Source organism: Mucilaginibacter sp. L3T2-6, from assembly GCF_030519355.1.
Classification (GTDB): domain Bacteria; phylum Bacteroidota; class Bacteroidia; order Sphingobacteriales; family Sphingobacteriaceae; genus Mucilaginibacter.
This window is the reverse complement of record NZ_JAUMKC010000006.1, coordinates 151619-166471: the sequence shown is the minus strand read 5'-3', so window position 1 is coordinate 166471 and position 14853 is coordinate 151619. Positions and strand designations below refer to the sequence as shown.

The 14853-nt window shown below is 44.0% G+C and carries 14 protein-coding genes; 6 read left to right on the top strand and 8 right to left on the bottom strand.

All coding sequences use genetic code 11. The features are described from left to right. The first annotated feature begins 213 nt into the window (after window positions 1-213). Window positions 214-2976 (top strand): substrate-binding domain-containing protein, encoded by a 2763-nt coding sequence (locus Q3W13_RS09215; RefSeq protein ID WP_302863147.1) that lies wholly within the window; start codon window positions 214-216, stop codon window positions 2974-2976. A 47-nt stretch (window positions 2977-3023) separates the two neighbouring features. Here the strand turns inward: Q3W13_RS09215 and Q3W13_RS09210 are convergent, their stop codons facing one another. Beyond that, window positions 3024-4193, bottom strand: a complete 1170-nt coding sequence (locus tag Q3W13_RS09210) for a nitrate/nitrite transporter (RefSeq protein ID WP_302863146.1) — start codon at window positions 4191-4193, stop codon at window positions 3024-3026. Window positions 4194-4436: 243 nt separating this feature from the next. Between Q3W13_RS09210 and Q3W13_RS09205 the strand changes: the two genes are divergently transcribed. Both Q3W13_RS09205 and Q3W13_RS09200 read left to right on the top strand, forming a co-directional pair. Beyond that, a complete protein-coding gene (locus tag Q3W13_RS09205) occupies window positions 4437-4613 on the top strand; it encodes a KGG domain-containing protein (RefSeq protein ID WP_302863145.1) in 177 nt (58 codons plus the stop codon). Between the two features lie 146 nt (window positions 4614-4759). Beyond that, the gene (locus Q3W13_RS09200) at window positions 4760-4999 is read left to right on the top strand and encodes a hypothetical protein (protein WP_302863144.1); all 240 of its coding nucleotides are present in this window, start codon (window positions 4760-4762) and stop codon (window positions 4997-4999) included. A 7-nt stretch (window positions 5000-5006) separates the two neighbouring features. Here the strand turns inward: Q3W13_RS09200 and Q3W13_RS09195 are convergent, their stop codons facing one another. Then, window positions 5007-5729, bottom strand: coding sequence for a DUF3307 domain-containing protein (locus Q3W13_RS09195; protein ID WP_302863143.1), 723 nt, complete (start codon window positions 5727-5729; stop codon window positions 5007-5009). A 3-nt stretch (window positions 5730-5732) separates the two neighbouring features. Continuing rightward, window positions 5733-6356: a hypothetical protein gene (locus Q3W13_RS09190; protein WP_302863142.1), complete on the bottom strand. Its 624-nt coding sequence runs from the start codon at window positions 6354-6356 to the stop codon at window positions 5733-5735. 228 nt (window positions 6357-6584) lie between these two features. On the opposite strand from Q3W13_RS09190, the gene Q3W13_RS09185 reads away from it, so the two are divergent. From Q3W13_RS09185 to Q3W13_RS09175, 3 genes are all read left to right on the top strand, one after another. Beyond that, complete coding sequence (locus Q3W13_RS09185; RefSeq protein WP_302863141.1) at window positions 6585-7313, top strand: hypothetical protein; 729 nt, start codon at window positions 6585-6587, stop codon at window positions 7311-7313. Window positions 7314-7358: 45 nt separating this feature from the next. Next, a complete protein-coding gene (locus Q3W13_RS09180; RefSeq protein WP_302863140.1) occupies window positions 7359-7970 on the top strand; it encodes a bifunctional 2-polyprenyl-6-hydroxyphenol methylase/3-demethylubiquinol 3-O-methyltransferase UbiG in 612 nt (203 codons plus the stop codon). Window positions 7971-8041: 71 nt separating this feature from the next. Continuing rightward, complete coding sequence (locus tag Q3W13_RS09175) at window positions 8042-8581, top strand: OmpA family protein (RefSeq protein WP_302863139.1); 540 nt, start codon at window positions 8042-8044, stop codon at window positions 8579-8581. 55 nt (window positions 8582-8636) lie between these two features. On the opposite strand, the gene Q3W13_RS09170 is transcribed toward Q3W13_RS09175, so the two are convergent. The 5 genes from Q3W13_RS09170 to Q3W13_RS09150 form a co-directional block, all read right to left on the bottom strand. Further along, window positions 8637-9395: a TIGR03915 family putative DNA repair protein gene (locus Q3W13_RS09170; protein ID WP_302863138.1), complete on the bottom strand. Its 759-nt coding sequence runs from the start codon at window positions 9393-9395 to the stop codon at window positions 8637-8639. A 2-nt stretch (window positions 9396-9397) separates the two neighbouring features. Further along, window positions 9398-10654 (bottom strand): putative DNA modification/repair radical SAM protein, encoded by a 1257-nt coding sequence (locus Q3W13_RS09165; protein ID WP_302863136.1) that lies wholly within the window; start codon window positions 10652-10654, stop codon window positions 9398-9400. 139 nt (window positions 10655-10793) lie between these two features. Next, window positions 10794-13079 (bottom strand): family 20 glycosylhydrolase, encoded by a 2286-nt coding sequence (locus Q3W13_RS09160; protein WP_302863135.1) that lies wholly within the window; start codon window positions 13077-13079, stop codon window positions 10794-10796. A gap of 171 nt (window positions 13080-13250) precedes the next feature. Next, window positions 13251-13373, bottom strand: coding sequence for a hypothetical protein (locus tag Q3W13_RS09155; RefSeq protein ID WP_302863133.1), 123 nt, complete (start codon window positions 13371-13373; stop codon window positions 13251-13253). A 14-nt stretch (window positions 13374-13387) separates the two neighbouring features. Next, window positions 13388-14806: an efflux transporter outer membrane subunit gene (locus Q3W13_RS09150; protein WP_302863132.1), complete on the bottom strand. Its 1419-nt coding sequence runs from the start codon at window positions 14804-14806 to the stop codon at window positions 13388-13390. Window positions 14807-14853 lie beyond the last annotated feature (47 nt).

Here is a 14853-nt window from a genome sequence, read left to right as displayed (position 1 = left end):
TGCTATATTTTTTAATGGATGTAACTCATTTATATTAATGTTTGATTTTGTTACCTGCTACTTACAGTTTTGTTTCGGGTTAGTTCAATACACGAAGGCGTCGATTTGGACGCTTGGTTTTTTTATACATACATTTACCAATGAAAACCGTCGGGAAGACGGTTAACCAATAAAACCAACGCTATTAATATCTATTTAAGGTTCGGGAGATTAATGAAGGCTTTTTGCAAACTCATTATCCTTCTTATTTGCTGCTCTGCGTTTTTCGGCTGCAAAAAGAAAGACAAGACATCTTTATACAATATCGGCTTTTCGCAATGCGTAGGCTCCGATCTCTGGCGGCGCACTATGCTGGATGAGATGAAGATGGAGCTGTCGCTGCATCCCGGCGCGCGTTTTATTTATGCAGACGCCAATGGCAACAGTCAAAAGCAAATTCAACAGGTAAAAAATATGGTCGATCAGGGGATTGACCTGCTTATAATTTCTCCTAACGAAGCCCAACCCCTTACCGGCATAGTTGAACAAACCTATAATAAAGGCACACCTGTAATTGTAATCGACCGCAAGACATCATCATCACAATATACCGCCTATGTAGGCGCTGACAATTTCGAAATTGGCCGTATGGCAGGCGAATACATGGGCAACCTGCTGAAAAGGAAGGGAAACGTGATTGAGGTAATGGGCCTGCCGGGTTCCTCTCCGGCGATAGAACGTGAGCGGGGCTTCGCCGATGGATTAAGGAAATTCCCGAATGTGCACATTGTAACCCAGCTTTACGGCGACTGGCTGAAAGACCACGCTGAAAAACAGCTGTCGCAGATTGTGCCGCAATTAAATAGTGCCGATGCCATTTTTGCGCACAACGATGTGATGGCCTCTGGCGCGCGGGCGGTATTGAGAGCACAGCATATCCATAAGCCGATCAGGCTAATAGGCGTTGATGCCCTGCCTGTGCCGGGTGGCGGCCTGCAAATGATTGATTCAAAGGTAATAGACGCAAGCCTGCTGTACCCTACCGGCGGAAAGGAAGCAATTGTTACCGCATTTAAAATTTTAAACAAGGAATCGTTCCTGAAAGAAAACATTCTCCAATCGCAGGTTATCGATTCCACGAACGCGCAACTGATGAAGCTGCAATGGAATCGTATCGCCAGTCAGCATAACGATATTCTGCGCCAGCAAAATCTGCTTACCGAGCAGGAGAATGTTTACAACAGCCAGCAAACCGTATTGAACATCATCGTTATTACATTGGTATTGGCCGTGGTTTTCGGCGGTTTGGCTTTTTATTCGCTGATGGAGAACCGCAAAATCAACAAAGCGCTGGAGAAGAAGAACCTGGAAATACTGGAGCAGCGTAACCAGCTGGTGGAGATGTCGGCAAAGGCCGAGGCAGCGACCGAGGCTAAGCTGAACTTTTTCACGAACATGTCGCATGAGTTCCGTACGCCACTTACGCTCATCCTATCGCCGGTTGAGGATATGATGGCCAATGAAAAGCTGAACCTGGTGGCCGGAAAAAGCCTGAAAATTATCCAGAAAAATGCTTTCCGCCTGCTTAAGCTGGTAAACCAGCTGATAGACTATCGTAAAATTGAGTATGACCGCCAGCGGTTGAATGCATCGCCCAACAATATTGTTTCATTTACCAGGGAAATCACTGACAGTTTCAGGCAAAGCGCAGGAAAAAAAGGCATTGCCATAAAGTTTACTGCCAAAGAACCTAAAATTAACCTGTGGTTCGATAGCAACTTGCTGGATAAGGTATTTTTTAACCTCCTGTCGAACGCTATAAAATTTACGCCTGATAATGGAGTAATCAGCATTTCAATTTCGGCTATTGAAGATGACCTGGTGGAGATAACAGTAAAAGACACCGGCATTGGCATGGACGAAGATGAGTTGAAACATGTATTTGAGCAGTTTTACCAGGGCGATGCCGCATCGGGAAAAGGCTCAGGGCTGGGCTTATCGTTATCAAAAGAAATCGTGAACCTGCATAAAGGCGCCATGGAAGTAAGCAGCAAAAAATGGCAGGGCACCATGTTTACCATCAGGCTTAAAACCGGTAACGAACACCTGCTGCTGACTGAAGAGTCGTTTACAGACAAGCCGGCCGCCGTCAACACCGAAAAATTAAAACTATACATAGCTGACCTTGATAAAAACGAGCGCGAACCCGGCGGAGGACTTACCGGGATGCCCAAAGAACATTCGCTATTGATCATTGAAGACAATCCTGACCTGTTAGACTACCTGACAGAAAAACTAAACGGACATTATGATATTTACACAGCCGGTAATGGTAACACCGGTATCTCCATGGCTTTTGAGCAAGTGCCTGACCTTATCATTTCTGACGTGGTATTACCGGGTGCATCTGGCAAAGCCATCACTGAGCTACTAAAAACCGATATGCGTACATCGCACATCCCCATTATCCTGCTAACAGCCCAAAGCAGCGTAGAGCAACAGATTGATGGCATGCGCCGTATGGCCGACGCGTACATTACCAAGCCGTTTAATTACGATTACCTTTTGGCTACCGTCGAAAATTTGATTAAAAACCGGGTATTGCTAAAAGAACATTTCATCAGCGACGCTCCGGTAAGCGGCAAGCAAACCGTAGCTAAAAGCCTTGATAAAAAATTCCTGAACGACTTTGCAGGCATAGTAGAGCAAAACCTCGGCAACGAAAACTTCAGCGTGGATGACATCTGCCGGGCCATAGGCATATCGCGCGTGCAGCTTTACCGTAAAGTAAAAGCGCTGCTGGACTGCAGCATTACCGACTACATACTTGCCCGCAGGCTAAAAAAAGCCAAATACCTGCTTGGCAACGAAGGTTATTCCATAGCAGAAATTACTTATATGGTGGGTTTTTCTACGCCAAACTACTTTTCTACCGTTTTTAAGAATAAATACGGCTGTACGCCGAGCGAGTTTAAAAGAACAGTCAGCGCCGGCTAATGCCACTGTTAATTTCAGCTCAGGTAAAAGAGACGCCGCAGCAATCCTTACGCCCGTACTTTTTTATTACTAAGTAAGGCCGCTAATCCGAGCATAGGCCCTACGGCGAGCAAAGCATAAATGTTATTTTCGTTACCTGCTGTTCGTATGGCGTTAATTAATTGAATACTAACTATAGTAATGGCAAACCCGATACAATTGACAATGGTTAGTGAAGTTCCCCTCCATTCCTGCGGCGCATTTTGGGCTACCATGGTAGAGAACAGCGGCGAATCGGCAATTACAGCCATTCCCCAGATAAAAAGGAATACCGGCAAAACCACCATTGACGCATTACCCAAAATCAATGGCGAAAGCAGGCAGCATAAACAGGATAAAGCTAATGCGACGGCTGCCATCCTTTTAACACCAAATTTTTGTGACAGCAGCCCGCTTAAAACGCAGGCAAAGGAACCCGAGGCTATTACCAGGAAGGAAAGAAAAGGAATGTTTAGTGATATACCGGGATGATTGTTTTTATATGCTGCAAGCATAACCGGCACAAATACCCAAAAAGCGTATAACTCCCACATATGGCCAAAATACCCAAACGCCGCCGAACGGAATTTGCTGTCCCGAAAACTTTTAATAAATCCGCCAAGATTTAACTTTTGCCCGGCTTTGCGGTAGGGGCCATCGGGCACGAATAAAATCATTGCAACCCCTCCAAGTGCAGCCAGGACTGACGTAGAAAAGATAACATACCGCCAGGGAAGATTAGCCGTAAGGCTTTTTAACAAATGAGGGAATGCCGTACCGAGCACCAATGCGCCAACCAAAAACCCCAGTGATTTGCCAAGGCCCTGCTGATAATGGTCGGACGCTATCTTCATACCCACCGGATAAATTCCCGCCAGGAAAAAACCGGTTAAAAAGCGGACACTGATCAATAGGGACGTAGTCAGCCCGTCAAAGCTAATAGCGAGGTTAATCGCCGCTGCAATAATAGCGCAAGTAAAGAAAACGCGTGACGGCGAAAACCTGTCCGCTACACTCAGGACGGCAAAAATTAATGTTCCGGCAATAAACCCGGATTGTACCGCACTGGTTAAATAGGCTAAATAAGCCGGTTCGAGGTGGAGTTGTTTTGCCATATCGGCCATAATTGCATTACCAGCAAACCACAGTGAGGTACAAAAAAATTGAGAGATGACGATTACAGGAAGGATTCTTTTCACGTTACGGCAGCAAAGATTATCAGCAATAAATCTAATAGCAAATATTCACAATTGCATACACTTTTGCACCACATAGGGTACACCAGCTCACCATACCACAACTTTGCCTTTTTTGCCTGCCGCGATAATCAAATTTATAACTACCTGAAAGCCTTTAACTTTTATCTGCAACCGGCTTTTTGGCATATTCCTTATATACATAATAGCAATTAATTGATTTAATAAACCATAAAATTTAAAATCATGGCCACAAATCAAAAAAGCCAAATGAGCGACTCAAAGCGGTCAAATCAGCACAGCACCAATCGCTCACATAGCAACAGCGGTAACTTCGCCAATATGGACGAAGCCAAACACCGCGAAATTTCAGCAAAGGGTGGCAGAACTTCCCACTCTTCAAATTCATCAAGCAGGCATTAACATTTGCCTGGTAACAAACAGGATGCATTACGGCGTCCTGTTTGTTAATTGTTATTTCCAATTTTTCCACCGCATTGCTTAAGTGTTTATAACTATTCAAACACAAATAGCCATTTAACCCGTTGTCACCATATTAAATGAGCGACATGGAAAAGTTTGAGATTTCGATTACCAGCAATAACCAGACCTATCACCTCGAAGTTCGAGATTACATGCACCATAAAGATGACGAATGCAAGTTTGAAGTTTTTAAAGATGGCACATTTGCAGGCAGTTTCGAGCCTGATGGTCACCGCGGCTTGCATATCTGCAAAAATCCGGGCTTAATAGATGAGGAAGTGCTGCACCTGGTAGCGGCGCAGCTGCAATCGTATAATTTGTTGTAAATGCTATTTACTTCAGCGTATAGGATATAAGTATCCCTAAAAGTGCAGAAGCTGCGAAACTTAAAAGTGTACCTACCAATATATATTCCGTTTTCTTCTCGGCTTGTTTATCCTTATCGCCAAATCTAAGGATAGATTTTGCTGTGATCAGAAAACCAATCGCCGTAAATTGATTGGTCAGTACAAATGTCAATATCAGCACCCTTTCGCAAATGCCGATCCATTTTCCAGCGTTTTCAAGCCCGTCTTTGGCCTCTTTCGTCGCTGCCAGATCGTTCCTCCATCTGGCTGTGGCCATACCTATTATAATTCCCAATGGCCAGGTAACCACGATATAGCCCAATACCAATATCCAGAAACGCGTGCTTCCGGCTATCCCATTGAAATCAGAAATGATGGCCTGCCATTGGTTATTTATGATCAACCAAATTATAAAAATCACCGCCAGGTGCATCAGCTGGTCTGCCGCAAAATAGACAAATTTGTCAGGCAGGTACGATTTAGCAAGATCAATGAGGTAATGCGAAATTAATATGATCAGCGGCATCCACCAGCAAGTATAGATCCCGGAAAGAGCATAGGCAACCACTGCGGTGGCAATTGCGTGCCAAACCAATTTCACCGACCTGATTTTTTTCACCTTCCTGTCCGTTATCCATGACGATGGCTGAAAAACAAAGTCTGTAAGCAGATGTGAGATAATAAGGCGCAACAATAAATTGACAGCCATTAGTTATTGTGTTACTATTTGAATAATGTAATTAATACCTTTTTCAACTTCCTTCCACCTGGCAACCTTTAACCTGTTATTTACGGCGCCCTGGTTAATCTTTAATACCGCGGCCATGCTGGTTTGCGTGTAGCCTTCGCAAGCCAGGTAAATCGCTTCGGCCTGCTTTACATTCCATTGGCTTATGAAAAGATTTATAAAACTAAGAATTATTTCGATCTGCTGGTTTAACTCCTGGTTTGTTGTTGTTATCGCCAGTAGCTCCCCGCGCGTCATTTTGTCAAAATGCCGTCCGGAATGATGAAACGCTTCGCCATCTGAATCCAAAACAGATTTACCCTTATAAGCTATTTCTCCGATGCCCACAGATATGCGCGAACCCAGATCAATGCCCCCGGCGGAATGTTTCTTGAACCAGCAGATTAACTGAACACTCCTTTTTATGGCCGCAGCTATATCGCCCGTTAGGAACTGGTAGCTGTCACCCCTGAAAACTTCGGCATACTGAGGTTTATCGACCCAGGATTTTAAAAGTTTCTCAGTTTCAGCAATCAGGTGCTGCCTTTTTTCGGCAGCCAGGCCGGTAAAGTTAATAATGTCACCGGTAACAACAGCGTAACGTTTCATAAATATCAACTATTTTATTGATAATTCAAATATATCAATAATTTAATTGATAGTATATAATTATTAAATAAATGATTGATAATATCATCGTTTCAATTACAAATAGCATGGGCTTGAAACTTAATCTGACCAGAATGAGATTAATCGTTAGGAAAATAAAATAAATTCATAGGCAACCGCGTTTCATGTAACAAACGTATTACAATAAACAAAAACATTACACCGGCTATGAAAAAAACTAATCTAATTAAAGGCATTTCAATTATTGCCATTGCGCTCTTTTTCAGCGCATGTAAAAAGGACAATTCGCAGCGTTCTGCGTCAGGAACCCAGGTAAACTTTGCGCTAAGTGCAGATAATTCAGCAAATTCACTTTCCTCATCTGTAAACGGGGTAGTTACAGCCTCAACCGGCAGTGCTACGGTTAATTGGACCTCAGCCGTCGCCAACATCGCTTATTTTAAGCTTGAAGCCAAAACCAGGAATACGGAAATTGAAATTAAAACCAGGAGTTTGCTTAACATCGATCTTTTTGCAATTACGCCTTCCGACATTAGCGCCGCTATAGATACCGGTACTTACCGTGAAATAGAAATCAAAGCGATACTTGCCAAAACCAACACCTCAGCTATACCGCTTACTTTAAAAGGTACTTTTACCACACCAGGAGGCGCTACAGTACCTGTAGAATTTGATTTTAATGATAATGCGGAGATAAAGGCAGAAGCGGAGAATGTAACCGTGGATGGCAAGACAGATTTGGCGACAACGCTAAAGCTGCATCTTAACCGGTTGTTGTTTGGTGTGTCGCCTGTGGAACTTGATGCAGCTACACGCACAGGAGGAAGTACCATTATCAGCAATACCAGCAACGTAACAATCTATAATAAAATCAAAGACAACTTCGCGTCAAGTTGCGATGACGATGGGTTTCATCATCACAATAGAGACCATTAATTAACAATTGAGCCCCGAAAGGGGCTTTTTGTTAATTTAGCCGCCATGCAACAAAATCTACAGCAGCAATTTGGCAACATCGATATATATCTTTTCGACCAGCTATTAAAAGGCCGTTTTGATGATTGCCGCAAAATACTGGATGCAGGTTGCGGCGGCGGGCGCAACCTTATATATTTTCTGCAAAATGGCTTTGACGTTTATGGCATTGATCCGAATGCGGATGCCGTCGAAGCCGTCAGGGTGTTGGCCGGGCACCTGTCGCCTGGTCTACCTCCCGGAAATTTTAAAATAGCTGCAGCTGAAAGTTTGCCATTTGAAGACAACTATTTCGATTTGGTTATCAGCAGTGCCGTATTACATTTTGCGGCTAATGAACACCATTTTGAAGCAATGCTAACTTCTATGTGGCGGGTGTTAAAGCCAGGCGGTTATCTGTTTGCAAGGCTGGCGTCGGATATTGGCATCGAAGAGCTTGTTGAGCCACTCGGTAACGGGCGTTACCTGCTGCCTGATGGTTCTGAGCGGTTTCTGGTGAATGAAAAAATGCTGCTGGATTACACCGAAAAGCTAAACGGCAATTTATTTGAGCCGATAAAGACCACCAATGTACAGGATTTACGCTGCATGACTACCTGGTGCCTGCAAAAGATGTGAGTATGTTCATAATTTACAATAAGCCATATATAGCGTCGTTTTTATATTTACACGATTACATCTGTTAAATTATGAAAATAAAAACTTCGCTGCTCGCCGCTATAACAATGTTTGGCGTCGCTGTTTTGCCAGCCTGTAAAGCTAAAAAAGCCATTGTAGAACATCCTGCGGTTACCTATCCGTCCGACCCTGCACCTGAAAAGAAAGAAACGCCGCCTGTACAACAGCCGGCGCAGCAAGCGCCTCCTGCTACGGATCCTGCTCCGGTTGCCAAACCCAATTATAATTTTAAAAACATTCAGTTTGAATTTAATTCCGGAATATTAAAAACCGAATCATATCCTGTACTCGACCATGTTGCCGCCGAAATGAAAAAAGACCCGTCGGTAAAGTTTGTGCTGAACGGTAATTCATCCGCCGAAGGTACATACGACCATAATATGGCTTTATCACTGGAACGCGCGAATGCTGTAAAACTTTACCTGGTAAATACAGGGGTTCCGGGCGATAATCTTTCTATAAAAGGTTATGGTGAAAGCAAACCTATTGCAGATAATAGTACAGAAGAAGGCAGAAAGCTGAACAGAAGGGTAGAGATAAAGAAACTATAGTATTCAGACCCATTATTTCATTTAAAATGGCCAGCTTTTTCAAGGCGGCCATTTTTTATATCTTTTCAGTTAAATGTTTCCAATATCTTTTAGGAATATGCCGCAAGTGCAGTTTGGTATTTTTACGCGAAGCGATATTGACGCTTTTGAAATAGTTTTTCCATAGGTGCCGGTAAACTTCTTCGTCCCCGTTAAATGATGCGGCAACATTTACCGCAGAGTCCACGTCCGAAAACTCCATCGAAATAAATTCGGTATCGTGCAAATCATAGTAAAGGCCATAATTACGCTTTATGTCGTAGATCATCCACTTCTGATCAGCGTAGCGGTTCCTGAAGTGGCGAATGAGTAAGGGCAGCACGTTAAAATCAGGTTCGATAACAGCATAGTAGGTTTCATCCTGTAATTTTTGAAACCGGATAAATGCTTCCATGCGATGCTTTTCACGGCGCATCATTTTCACAATTTCCGACACGCGCTGCACATAGCGGTTACCATAGTTTTCTTCGATGTTTTGTTTAGCGTCAAATGCATAGCGTATAAATCCGATGATGTTGTTCTCTTCGTTTACTATACCTGCCAAATGTGCTATGTAAACCCGCTGCACGCCATTGGCTGATAACCTGTCGCGCAGCCCGTTCAGTACACGGGTTGCCCGGTACTCATCGGTAGTTACATTCAGTACCTCTTCAAACATGGCGATGTTTGTGTCGCCCGATTTTTGAATGTTTACCGCGCCAAGTTTCCGGTCATATATTTCAAATACCGCCGTCAACAGGCCTTCAAAAGTACCATCGTAAACCAGCCTGGTCATAATTAAAATATACTAAGCTGTGTTTGCGTATTCTTTAAGTATTTGCTGTGCGATTCGGCCAGGATGAATTGTTTGATCCGGGTGCCGGTAAGATCGCGTTTCTCAAATTCGCTGCTTTTGCAGACGATAAAATATTTAGCGCGGTTAACCGACACGCCGATAGCTTTAAGATTTTCCCAATTCAATTGCGCGAACTTACGCGCACTCACTATTTTTTGTGCTGATAACAAGCCAATACCGGGAACACGTAAGATCAATTTTAAATCCGCTTTATTGATATCTATGGGGAACACATGCATATTGCGGATAGCCCAACCCAGCTTGGGATCGATATCGAGGTCAAGCAGCGGCTGTTGCTGGTTTACAATCTCATTTACATTGAAGCCATAAAACCGCATGAGCCAGTCGGCCTGGTACAAGCGGTTTTCGCGAACCATGGGCACCTGTGTATTTAATCCCGGCAGCCGGGTATCGGCCAGTACGGGTACGTAGCCCGAATAATAAACCCGCTTAAGATTAAAATTTTTATAAAAATGGTTAGCTGTTTGTAATATCTGTTGGTCATTTTCAGGCGTGGCGCCAATAATCACCTGCGTGCTCTGACCTGCAGGCGCAAACATTGGTGCTTTTTTGAACAGCTTTTTTTCTTCCGTGCGCTGGATAATCTCTTTCTTCAAAAAATCCATCGGGTCTATCATATCCTGACGATTTTTATCGGGCGCCAATAATTTCAAACCCGCCTCAGTAGGCATTTCTAAATTTACGCTTAGCCTGTCAGCATATAAACCCGCTTCGCGCATTAATTCGTCACTTGCGCCTGGAATTGATTTTAAATGAATATAACCATTAAAGTTATGCTCCGTACGTAGCTTTTTGGCAACCTGCACCAGCCGCTCCATCGTATAATCGGCATCCTTAAAAATGCCGGAGCTTAAAAACAGGCCCTCGATATAATTGCGCCGGTAAAAATTGATGGTAAGATCGATTACCTCCTGAACGGTAAAGGCCGCGCGTTTAATATCGTTGCTCTTTCGCGATACGCAATAAGCGCAATCATAAATGCAGTGGTTGGTAAGCAGTATTTTGAGCAGCGAAACACATCTTCCGTCTTCGGTATAGCTGTGGCAAATGCCGTTGCTGGCATTACCGAGGCCTTTATTTTCGTTTTTACGCTTGCTTCCGCTCGATGCGCATGATACATCATATTTGGCGGCATCTGCCAATATATTCAATTTCTCCGTTATCCTGTCCACGTTCATACAGATCAAAATTACTAAAATTATTAGCAATTTTAATCCTGGAAAGGCAGAACTTTTAGGAATAATTTATTCCTGAAGGCAGGTAAGCGATCTGTAGATTAAATACAAGATTGTGCCTCAAAATATTCAGATTTTAAGGTCAGTGTTTTAGCCACTCTGCCGGAATCTCTTTGGGCTCTGAACCATTCACGCTGTATCTTAGTTTCAATGTAAAACCACCTCCGCCTTCAATAAAATCAAGCGCAAAGGGGTGTGTCCCCATTTTTAAAGCTATTTGCCCGCTGCGTTCCTGCGCAGAGTGGTTGCCATCGTTATTTACGGTAACCGAGTTGCCTATTTTTAAAACAGCGCCATCATCGGCATTAAGATAAAAGCTATAAATACCATCAGCCGGCACATCTATATACCCACGGTAGGCAATCCCAAAGGACGGTGCTTTTACGGTTGCCGGTACGGCTATTTTATCAGAAACAAATGTGCTGTCGATTTTGGCATCCTTCATAAAAGTGGTTGCTTTAAAATAGGCTTTGTAGTAGCTGCATACCAGTCCCGGTTTTGGCGGTGCGATTTTTACCGCGCCGAGCATGTGCTGCTGTGTATAATTGAGTGTATAAATATCGCCGCGTGTTCCGGATGATGTGAAAGCGGCAACTTTTATTTGCTGCGGTTTTGTTATAATTAATGGTGATGGTAACACGGGTGAATTCACCTCCGGAACAGAGCCGTCATTTGTATAACGAATGATTAGGCCGGGCAAAGGTTTGGAGATGCTTAATTTCCCTTCGTCAGTAAAAACATATTCATTTAGCAAACCGGGGAGATCTGGCAGGCGGTAGTGTATCTTCATGGCGTCCATCCTTGCATATTGCTTTACAAGACGTTTGGTGTACGAGTCGTATTTATCCGGGCTGCTTGTCCACAGGTTCTCGGCGAGAGCCGTCATGCGCGGCATATACATATAATCAGCACGCTTTTCGGAAGGGATCATCTCCGTCCATATCTCTGCCTGAGCGCCGATGATTGATTTTGCCTCCTCCTGGTTCAATGCTTTTGGTATGGGGTTAAAATGATAAACTTTCGAAATAGTGTATTGGTCGGGTTGATTGTCGAAATACAGCGGTTCACCCGGGGCCATAATTACCGTGTTACCATTTTTTACCGCCTTTACCGGCGCATCAGGCACCCAGGTGCGCCAGTACATTACAATTGCCGATTTGGTTACGCCGCCTTCAATAACTTCGTCCCAGCCGATCATTTTCCGGCCATTGGCAATAAAAAATTTCTCCATACGGTTAATGAAATAGCTTTGCAGCGCGGGTAAATCTTTTATTCCTTCCCTCTGCATCAATGCTTTACAGGCTTCGGATTTTGCCCAGTCGGATCTGTCGACCTCATCGCCTCCTATATGAATATATTTCGACGGGAAAATATCCATTATCTCCTTAAACACATTTTCAGCAAACTCAAACGTACTTTCGTTACATGGACAAATCGGTTTTGAAAACAGTTCGCCGAACTTATTTTCGCCGTTGCAAGTAAGGAATGGGTACGAATTAATAGCCGCCATCATGTGCCCTGGCATGTCTATTTCCGGGATGATATCAATATGTCTTGCAGCCGCATAAGCCACTACGCCCCGCATCTCGTCCTGTGTATAAAAACCGCCGTACAGCGTTTTGCCATCGCGCTGTATGATGTGTTCTTTATCAATAGTAAAATCAGGATTATCAGCCGCCTTTTTCATACAAGCTGTGTCCTGGTTATTAAAGGTTCGCCAGGCACCCTGTTCGGTAAGCAGCGGGTATTTTTTTATTTCTATGCGCCAGCCCTGGTCGTCGGTTAAATGCAGGTGAAGTTTATTCATTTTGTAAAGAGCCAGCCGGTCGATGAACTTCTTCAAATAGTCCACCGAAAAAAAATGACGGGAAACGTCCAAATGCATTCCGCGCCATTCGTAGGCAGGATGATCTTCGATTGTAACGGCCGGCAATGATAATTGCTTACGGACTATACCTTCTTCAATAGAAACAGGCAACAGTTGCCGGATGGTTTCTATAGCGTGAAATATGCCTGCCGGGTATTTGGCAGCAATGATAAGCTGTTGCCGGGTTATAATTAGTTTATATCCTTCAGGCTGGCTAATTTCTTCGCGATAAACCAGTTTTATCGGCGCTGCACCTTTACTGACCGCCAGCTTTGTTCCAAGCGCCTTGCTCATCAACTCGTTTAGTTGTTCAGCCTCGCCTTTAAATTGACTGGCGGCGGTAATTTTTGTCTTCGCCGTAATAATAAATGCACCTTTTCCGGCTTTTAATTTAGACGGATATGGAACAAGCGGATACCGGCTGACATCTTGCGCGTTTACGTTAAAAAAACTAAAGATTAAAAATGCGCAAAGCAGGTGTTTCAAATAAAAAAGTTTCATCCCGGGCAGTTAATAGAGGTCAGAAAGGTAACAATTTTATTCACCGCGTTTGCAAATTATTCGCCGCAAATTTGCGGCGAATAAAAAGATTAATCACCGCAAAATGTATTTTGGAAAAAAAATCCCCAGCCACAAAATGACTGAGGATTTCATTTGCCGTGTATAAGTTAATTAACTCAACACATTTATTACTACTTCTGTTGCTGCTGCCAGCGCCCAGAATGCCAGGGTAACTTGCCATTCTTTTATCGAACAATACAATAGTTTACTCCTGGTTATCAAAGTGTCTTCCATAGGTTTTATTTTTTTTATTTCCATCCGCCGCCCAGCGACCTGTACAACTCCGATACTGCACTTAGCTCATCCCTTTTTATCGACGCTAGCTCAAGCTCTCCCTGCAATACATTGCCCTGGGCGGTAATTACTTCAAGGTATGTTGCCATACCGTTTTTAAACAGCAGGTTTGCATTTTTGGTAGCCTGCTGCAGGGTGTTTACCCTGTTGGCTGCAATGGCCTGCTGCGATTTCAATTTTTCAATTTTAACCAGCGCATCAGATACTTCGCCAACTGCATTTAATACAGACTGGCGGAATTGCAATACAGTTTTCTCTCTGTCAACCTTGGCTACTTCATAATCAGTTTTCAGCCGTTTATGGTCTAATAACGGCTGTACAACACTGCCTGCAACCACACCAAATAATGATGCCGGTACATTAAACCAGTTACTGGCTTTAAACGAGTTTACACCGCCCTGGGCAGTTATGCGTAAGGCAGGATACATTTCGGCTTTAGTGATGCCTACCCTGCTATTAGCAATCTGCAGTTCCAGTTCGGCGCTTTTAACATCCGGCCTGCGGCTCACAACGGCTGATGGTACACCGGTTGCAACATTTGCCGGTATAACCATTGCGTCCAGATTCGAACTACGTTCGATTCTGTCGGGCAGCTGACCTGTCAAAATCCGCAGTGCATTTTCCTGTATGGCGATATTCTGCTCAAACTGTGGCACCAATTGTTCGGCCGCCTGCCGTTGTGCTTCGGCTTGCTGAACAGCCAGCGAGGTAACCTGGCCGGCATCATATTGTAATTTAATGATGCGAAGGGTACTGTCGTTAAGCTTTACATTTTTTTGTGCGATTTGCAGCTGTGCGTCCAGCATCAGCAGGTTATAATAACCCTGTGATACGGTAGCTACCAGGTTGGTTTGGATAGCTTTCCTGGCTTCTTCTGTTTGCAGGTAGGCTGCCAATGCGCTGCGCTGCTGGTTATGTATCTTGCCCCAAATATCGGCCTCCCATGATACCGCTAAGTTTGCCGAGTAATCCTCGATATGCTTGGTACCGATATCGGCCTGGCTTAATGTTAACCCGTTGATGCTGTTGTCAGACGGACGGCTCGAGCTGGCAGTAACATTCAAATCTACCTGCGGAACGTTGTTCCATTTTACCTGCTTAAACAACAGCTGCGATGCCTCGATATTTTTAACGGCGATCTGCATATCGTAATTCTTTGCGATTGCGCTGTCAATCAGTTTCTGCAGGGTCGCTTCGGTAAAAAACTGTCTCCACTGTATATCGGCAATGCTGCTGGTATCAGCGGTTGTGGCTGCATTCCTGAATGTTTCAGGCAAAGCAGGCTTGGGTGTTTCTACATCCTTTGATACTTTACAGGCGCTCAGCACCGACAATACGAGTATCAAAAAGGACATGTTTATATAGTTTTTCATTTTATTTTATGATTGAAGGCCCCACCCAGGTCCTGCCCTTTGGACAG

Excerpts from the sequence above, each read along its gene's own strand:
- Q3W13_RS09180 (WP_302863140.1), top strand. The coding sequence starts at position 7,359 with ATGCAACAAAATCTACAGCAGCAATTTGGCAACATCGATATATATCTT.
- Q3W13_RS09190 (WP_302863142.1), bottom strand. The coding sequence starts at position 6,356 with ATGAAACGTTACGCTGTTGTTACCGGTGACATTATTAACTTTACCGGC.
- Q3W13_RS09185 (WP_302863141.1), top strand. The coding sequence starts at position 6,585 with ATGAAAAAAACTAATCTAATTAAAGGCATTTCAATTATTGCCATTGCG.
- Q3W13_RS09170 (WP_302863138.1), bottom strand. The coding sequence starts at position 9,395 with ATGACCAGGCTGGTTTACGATGGTACTTTTGAAGGCCTGTTGACGGCG.
- Q3W13_RS09195 (WP_302863143.1), bottom strand. The coding sequence starts at position 5,729 with ATGGCTGTCAATTTATTGTTGCGCCTTATTATCTCACATCTGCTTACA.
- Q3W13_RS09155 (WP_302863133.1), bottom strand. The coding sequence starts at position 13,373 with ATGGAAGACACTTTGATAACCAGGAGTAAACTATTGTATTGTTCGATA.
- Q3W13_RS09160 (WP_302863135.1), bottom strand. The coding sequence starts at position 13,079 with ATGAAACTTTTTTATTTGAAACACCTGCTTTGCGCATTTTTAATCTTT.
- Q3W13_RS09205 (WP_302863145.1), top strand. The coding sequence starts at position 4,437 with ATGGCCACAAATCAAAAAAGCCAAATGAGCGACTCAAAGCGGTCAAAT.
- Q3W13_RS09215 (WP_302863147.1), top strand. The coding sequence starts at position 214 with ATGAAGGCTTTTTGCAAACTCATTATCCTTCTTATTTGCTGCTCTGCG.
- Q3W13_RS09175 (WP_302863139.1), top strand. The coding sequence starts at position 8,042 with ATGAAAATAAAAACTTCGCTGCTCGCCGCTATAACAATGTTTGGCGTC.
- Q3W13_RS09150 (WP_302863132.1), bottom strand. The coding sequence starts at position 14,806 with ATGAAAAACTATATAAACATGTCCTTTTTGATACTCGTATTGTCGGTG.
- Q3W13_RS09165 (WP_302863136.1), bottom strand. The coding sequence starts at position 10,654 with ATGAACGTGGACAGGATAACGGAGAAATTGAATATATTGGCAGATGCC.
- Q3W13_RS09200 (WP_302863144.1), top strand. The coding sequence starts at position 4,760 with ATGGAAAAGTTTGAGATTTCGATTACCAGCAATAACCAGACCTATCAC.